A 6713-nucleotide genomic window follows, 5' to 3' on the forward strand; every position below is an offset into this window, starting at 1 on the left:
TTCGCCCTCGATGCCGGGGTCCAAGGCGTCACGGAGCCAGTCGCCGAGCAGGTTGATCCCGATCACCGACAGCATGATCGCGAGGCCGGGGATCGAGGCGATCCACCACTGGCCCGAGGAGATGTAGTCGCGCCCCTGCGAGATGTCGAAGCCCCACGACAGCGTCGTCCCGGAGAAGCCGAGGAACGACAGCGAGCTCTCCAAGAGGATTATCGCCGCCACCTGCACCGTCCCGAGGACGATGATCGGCGTCACCGCGTTCGGCAGGACGTGCCGGAGGATGATCGTGTTGTCGTCGGCACCCAGCGCACGAGATGCCTTCACGTACTCCTGCCCGCGCAAGGAGAGCGCCTCCCCGCGGGCGACGCGGGCGAACCACACCCAGTTGACGAGCCCGACGACGATCACCACCGTTATCGGCAACACGAAGCTCTCGGGCATCCCCGGCGCGAGCCCGGCGACGACGAACGGGTCGGGGATGTCGACCGCCGCGCGGCCCCACAGTCCGATCAGCGCGACCGCCAGCACGAGCGACGGGAACGCGAGGCTGATGTCCGCGATCCGCATCAGCGCGTCGTCGACGCGCCCGCGGTGATAGCCGGCGAGCAGGCCGACGGGGACGCCGATCGACGCCGCGAGCAGGGTGCCGAGGACGCCGACGACGAGCGACGTCCGAGCGCCGTACACCACCCGCGAGAACATGTCGCGGCCGAGCCCGTCGGTGCCGAAGACGAACCGCGGGTCGGGGGTGATCTCGACGGTCTCGGTGACCGTCCGCATTTCGCCGTCGACCATCTCCGAGGTGGTCCGCTCGGTGGTCTCCGCGAAGCCGACCGGCGGTAGCTCGCTCTGGTCGAGCCGCTGCTCGGTCGGGTCGTGGGGCGCGACGAATGGGGCGAACACGGCGGTCAACGTGATGAGGACCACCAGCGCCAGCCCGAGCTTCGCGAGCCCGCTCCCTCTGAACTCCTTTTTGAGATTTCGAATGACGCGTGAAGATACCATGTTAGTCGTTCACTACCTCCGGGTCGAGATACGCGTACACCACGTCGACGAGGATGTTCACGAGGACGAAGCTCGTCCCGATGACGATGAGGCTCCCCTGAAGCGCCGGCCAGTCGCGCTGGTTGATGCTCTCGATGACCAGCGTGCCGAGGCCGGGCCACGAGAACACCGCCTCCGTGATCACGGCACCCCCGATCAGCGTCCCGAGCTGTAAGCCGAGGACGGTGATCACTGGGATGAGCGTGTTCCGAAGCGCGTGCTTGTACCGGATCAGCGTCCGGGGAAGCCCCTTGGCCCGCGCGGCCTGTACGTAGCCCTTGCTGAGTTCGTCCAACATCCCCGACCGGGTCAGTCGGGTGATGAGCGCCATGAAGTAGGTGCCCAAGGCGATCGCGGGCAGCGTGATGTACGCGAGCCACGCGAGCAGCGTCCCGACGAACGGCTCGGCGCTTATCACCGACAGCGCGACGTCGCCGACGTCGACGCCGCGGCCGCTCGTGTTGAACACGTCGAACTCCACGGCGAAGATCAGGATGAGCATGATCCCGAGCCAGAAGTTCGGGGTGGAGATGCCGCCGAGCGATAAAAGCGTCGCGCCGTAGTCGACCGGCTCGTTCCGGTTCGTGGCGCTGATGACGCCGAGCGGGATCGCCAGCACGATCGCGACGACGCTGGCGGCGAGCGCGAGTTCGACGGTCGCGGGGAGCCGTTCGAACACGAGCGTCGTGACCTCCTGCCCCTTGATGTACGACCGGCCCATGTCGCCCTGAAGCAGGTCGAAGACGTACTGGCCGTACTGGATGTACAGCGGTTGGTCGAGGCCGAGCTCGGCGGCGATGGCCTGCCGCGTCTCCTGGGTGGCGTCGAGCGGCGCGACCGCGTTGATCGGGCTGCCGGGCGTGACGAACCGGAGCGCGAACACGACCGTGATGACGCCCCAGACGACGCCGACCCCTTGGAGGCTTCTTTTGAGTACGAATCTGCCGAATGACATTACTAACGGTGTGGAAAGGTGGCGGCGGCGTTACTGTTGCGTGGCGGTGTCGGGGTCGATGAACTCGTCGGCCCGCGGCTCCCACGAGATATCGTTCGAGACGCCGTAGACGCTGAACTGCTGGTGCATGAACACCCACGGTGCCAGGTCGTGGGCGAGCTGGTTCGCCTCCTGAAGGATCTCGACGCGCTCGTCGGGGTCCTCGGTGGCCTCGGCGTCTTCGAGCAGGCCGTCCATCTCGTCGTTTTCCAAGACCGTCAGCGCGCCGCTCGAAGAGAGTAGCGGCGTCAGCGTCTGGCTCCCGTCGAACTCGGCGTTCCCCCACCCAAGGAGGTTGAAATGCGGACGGTCCTCGATGTCCGGCGCGGTGACGTCCTGAACGAGCGAGGAGAACTCCCGCTGTTCGACCTCACAGGAGACGTTCGGCAGCGAGTCGATCTGGCTGGCCGCCGCCTGCGCGATCTGAACGTCTCGGAGGTACCGACCGATCGGCGTCTCCAGGGTGATCTCGACGCCCGCGTGGCCGGACTCCTCAACGAGCCGCTCGGCCTCGTCGGGGTCGTACGGGTACGGGTCGATGTCGGGGTTGTAGCCGACGTGCCCTTCGAGGGTCGGCTGGCCGGTGATGTTGCCGAAGCCGTTGAGCACGTTCTCGATGATGCTCTCGACGTCGACCGCGTGGTTCAGCGCCTGCCGGAACTGCTGGCTGGAGAACGGCTCCACGTCGTACCGCATCTGGAGGAAGATGATCCGGGCGCTCGCCACGGAGTTGATCGTCGCGACGTCGGAGTTGTTCACCCGGGAGACCTCGTTCGGGGGAACGTTCGTCACGATGTCGGTCTCCTCGGCGAGCAGCTGGTTGACCCGCGTGCTCGACTCGCTGGAGGCGCTCATCCTGAGCTCGTCGACCGCCGGCGCGCCGTCCCAGTACTCCTCGTTCGGCTCGTAGAGGACCTCGGTACCGGAGTTGTACTCGGTGACGCGGAACGGGCCGGTCCCGTTGGCGTTGCGGTTAATGTAGTCGCCGCCGTTCTCCTCGACCCACGACTGCTGGACGATCTCGCCGTTCGTCGCGAACAGCTGGAAGGCGATGGGGTTGTACCCCTCGAAGGAGACGGTCACTTCGCCGTCGCCGGCCGTCACCTCGTCGACCACGCCGAGGTCGTTCGACTGCGGGCTGACGATGCCGACGTCCTCGAAGACGATCCGGCGGATGCTGTACCGGACGTCCTCGGGAGTGACCTCGTCGCCGTTGTGGAAGGTGAGACCGTCGCGGAGCACGAACCGGACGCTGCCGTCGTCGGTCCGCTCCCACTCGTTCGCGAGGCCGGCGATGATGCCGCCCTGCTTGTCGCGGTCGAGAAGGCCTTCGTACGCCTGTCCGACGATGATCTCGGTGTTGGTCTCGGCGTGGTCCTGCGGGTCGAGCCCGGAGTCCATCTGCCCCATGGTGACGCCGAGTTCGAAGGCGTCGCCGCCGTCCGATCCGTCCTCTCCGTCGGAGCCGTCGTCGCCGTCCATCCCGTCGCCCCCGTCGGAGCCGTCGCCGCCGTCCCCGCCGTCGCCGCCGTCGCCGCCGTTTCCGGAACAGCCAGCCAGACCGACCGCACCGGCCGTTCCGGCGTACTTGAGCACCGTCCGCCTATCGATGTGATCGTCGTTGTCAGTAGGCATAGAGTGTCACAGACAAGGGAACGTTATGAACCTATCGCACCGAGAGAGCGGCCATCGCTCCCGTCTGCTGGCGATCCGCTGACACGAGAATCGCTTGTTCGACCCTGTTACCGGCTCATATCACCGGTAATCGGGGATAGTCGGAGACCGACGAGTATGTACGTTCGGGACCGAATGCCGTCGACATGCGCGACCCCGGAGCCCGGTGGGACGACGTGGTGAGCGACGCGGAGTCGACGGCGGACGCCTACGAGGAACGGGGGTGGAACGTCTTGGCGGCCCACCCCGGCGACGTGAACCCCGTCGTCGACGCCGCCCGGATAGACGTGTTGCTGCCGGGCTCGGAGTTCGAGACGGCGCTGTCGGCGGTCGAGGACGCCGCGATCGACGGCGTCGACGTGTACGCGGGTACCGCCGGGGGCGTCGCGTACCGACTGGTGGTCGCGACCGGCGAGGCGGCGCAGGTGGCCCTCTGCGTGCCGACATACCTCCGGAACGACGACCTCTCCTCGCTGCGCGCGGCCGCCGAGGCGTCGGGAGCGCTCACGGTTCGGCTGCGCCCCCTCGACGACCGCGATCACGCCGAGATCGCGATCGACGACCCCGCGGTGTTCTTCGACGCGCCCGAGGCGTGAGAACCACGCCCGTGGGTATCGGTACCGGCGTCTGACTTCGACGTATTCATAGTTGTGCGATCACGATCATCTGTATGAATCGCGCAGAGAAGGCGGCCCTCCAGCTACAGGCGGTCGCCGTGTTGCGGATGCTGAAGGAGACGCGAACGTACGAGGAGCTGTCCGAGGTGACGGGACTGCCCGCGGGCGACCTGAACCGGTACGTGAACGGGCACGTGCTGCCCGGCACCGACCGCGCGAGCGAGGTCGTCGAGTCGGTCGGGCGCGAGGCGCTCGCCGACGAGCTGGTCGCGCGCGTCGAGTTCGACGACGAGGGGTACGTCGACAACTCCGGCGTCGTCTTCGACCAGTCGTTCCTCGACTTGGTCGCACCGGTCGCCGCGGAGACGTTCGAGTTCGAGTCGCCGGACGTGGTCCTGACCGCCGCGACCGACGGGATCACGCTGGGCGCGGCGATGGCCTCCTTCTTCGACGCGCGGCTCGCGTACGCCAAGAAGTCGAAGGAGACCGCGGTCGAGGAGTTCATCGAGTCGCGCCAGCGGCTCGCCTCCGGGATCGAACTCACCTACTACCTCCCGGCGAGCGCCATCGACGCCGGCGACACCGTCCTCGTCGTCGACGACCTGATCCGCTCGGGGGAGACGCAGGAGCTCCTCCTCGATATCGCCCTCCAAGGCGACGCCGACGTCACCGGCGTGTTCACGCTCATCGCGGTCGGCGACGAGGGGATGGACCGCGCGCGAGCGATCACCGACGCGCCGGTCGGCGCGCTGACGACGTTCGAGTAGCCACGTTCGCGCATACTCGGCTGCCGAAAGACGGTTCAGACGCCTTTCTGATCCATATGTCTGGATCATACTGCGACTCGTTCAGCAAGGCTTATCACCCGATCCGCGGGAACCTCCACGCGTTCAATGGGGCTTACAGACACGCTGGCCGAGCGGTTCGACGTGGAGTCGCACGGGTCGGACGTCCGCACCGAGCTGATCGCCGGGCTCACGACGTTTTTGGCGATGTCGTACATCATCGTCGTGAACCCCGCGATCCTCTCGGAGGCGATCCAGATCGAGGGGTACGGACAGGGCGAGGTGTTCCAGATGATCGCCATCGCGACGATCCTCTCGGCGGCGCTCGCGACGGCGGTGATGGCGCTGTACGCCAACCGGCCGTTCGGGCTCGCGCCGGGGCTCGGGCTCAACGCCTTCTTCGCGTACACGGTCGTGTTGGGCCTCGGCATCCCCTGGCAGACGGCGCTCGCTGCGGTGTTCGCCGAGGGCGTCCTGTTCATGATCCTGACCGCGGTCGGCGCACGCGAGTACGTCATTCGGCTGTTCCCGGAGCCGGTGAAGCGGTCGGTCGGGGCAGGTATCGGGCTGTTCCTGCTGTTCATCGGACTCCAAGAGCTCCAGATCGTCGTCCCCGACGACGCGACGCTGGTCACGCTCGGCGGGATCTTCGGGAACCCGTGGGCGATACTGGGCGTGCTCGGCCTTGTGTTGACGTTCGTGCTGTGGGCGCGTAACGTCACCGGGGCTATCGTCCTCGGGATCGTGACCACGTCGCTGGTCGGCTGGGGGCTCACCCTCGCCGGCCTCTTCGACCGCGGGACGATCACGCCGACCTCGCTGCCGTCCCCGCAGTACGACATCACGCCGCTCGCGGGCGCGTTCCTCGACGGGCTCTCCGGGATCGATCCGCTCACGTTCGTGCTCGTGGTGTTCACCTTCTTCTTCGTCGACTTCTTCGACACCGCCGGGACGCTCATCGGCGTCTCGCAGTTCGGCGACTTCCTCGACGAGGACGGCGACCTCCCGGACATGGACCGGCCGCTGATGGCGGACGCGGTCGGCACCACCGCCGGCGCGGTGCTCGGCACCTCCACGGTGACGACGTACATCGAGTCGTCGACCGGTGTCGAGGAGGGCGGCCGAACCGGACTGACCGCCCTGGTGGTCGCGCTGCTGTTCGTCGCGTCCCTCGTCGTGATCCCCGTGGTGGCCGCGATCCCCGCGTACGCCTCCTTCGTCGCGCTGATCGTGGTCGGCGTGATGATGCTCCAGGGACTCACCGAGGTCGACTGGGCGGACCCCGCGTGGGCCGTCTCCGCGGGGCTCACGGTCACCGTGATGCCGTTCGCCTACTCCATCGCCGACGGACTGGCGGCCGGCATCGTCGCGTACCCGATCATCAAGGTCGCCGTCGGCGAGGCCGACGAGGTCGCCCTCGGTCAGTACGCCATCGCGGCGCTTTTGGCCGCCTACTACGTGCTCTCGACGCGCGGCGTCATTCTCTGAGGCGACCGCGGCGGCGTCCGCTCGCTGCGTCGCCGGTGCGCTCTTGAGGCGTCGGGCTGAATCCGGGGGCGAGGCCCGACACATGACCGACCGCTCAGCCGACTTCTCCGT

6 protein-coding genes are annotated in these 6713 nt (G+C 67.4%); 3 read left to right on the forward strand and 3 right to left on the reverse strand.

Annotated elements, in window-relative coordinates:
• From BN903_RS14485 to BN903_RS14495, 3 genes are all read right to left on the reverse strand, one after another.
• On the reverse strand, nucleotides 1–1005 hold a 1005-nt coding region (locus BN903_RS14485), incomplete at its 3' end, for an ABC transporter permease (RefSeq protein WP_048078402.1).
• Nucleotide 1006: 1 nt separating this feature from the next.
• Nucleotides 1007–1999, reverse strand: a complete 993-nt coding sequence (locus BN903_RS14490) for an ABC transporter permease (RefSeq protein ID WP_048078403.1) — start codon at nucleotides 1997–1999, stop codon at nucleotides 1007–1009.
• Between the two features lie 30 nt (nucleotides 2000–2029).
• Complete coding sequence (locus BN903_RS14495) at nucleotides 2030–3673, reverse strand: ABC transporter substrate-binding protein (RefSeq protein WP_048078404.1); 1644 nt, start codon at nucleotides 3671–3673, stop codon at nucleotides 2030–2032.
• A gap of 185 nt (nucleotides 3674–3858) precedes the next feature.
• On the opposite strand from BN903_RS14495, the gene BN903_RS14500 reads away from it, so the two are divergent.
• From BN903_RS14500 to BN903_RS14510, 3 genes are all read left to right on the forward strand, one after another.
• Complete coding sequence (locus BN903_RS14500; RefSeq protein WP_048078405.1) at nucleotides 3859–4308, forward strand: hypothetical protein; 450 nt, start codon at nucleotides 3859–3861, stop codon at nucleotides 4306–4308.
• Between the two features lie 74 nt (nucleotides 4309–4382).
• Nucleotides 4383–5096, forward strand: coding sequence for a phosphoribosyltransferase family protein (locus tag BN903_RS14505; protein WP_048078406.1), 714 nt, complete (start codon nucleotides 4383–4385; stop codon nucleotides 5094–5096).
• A 126-nt stretch (nucleotides 5097–5222) separates the two neighbouring features.
• A complete protein-coding gene (locus BN903_RS14510) occupies nucleotides 5223–6602 on the forward strand; it encodes an NCS2 family permease (protein WP_048078407.1) in 1380 nt (459 codons plus the stop codon).
• Nucleotides 6603–6713 lie beyond the last annotated feature (111 nt).

Source organism: Halorubrum sp. AJ67, assembly GCF_000513435.1.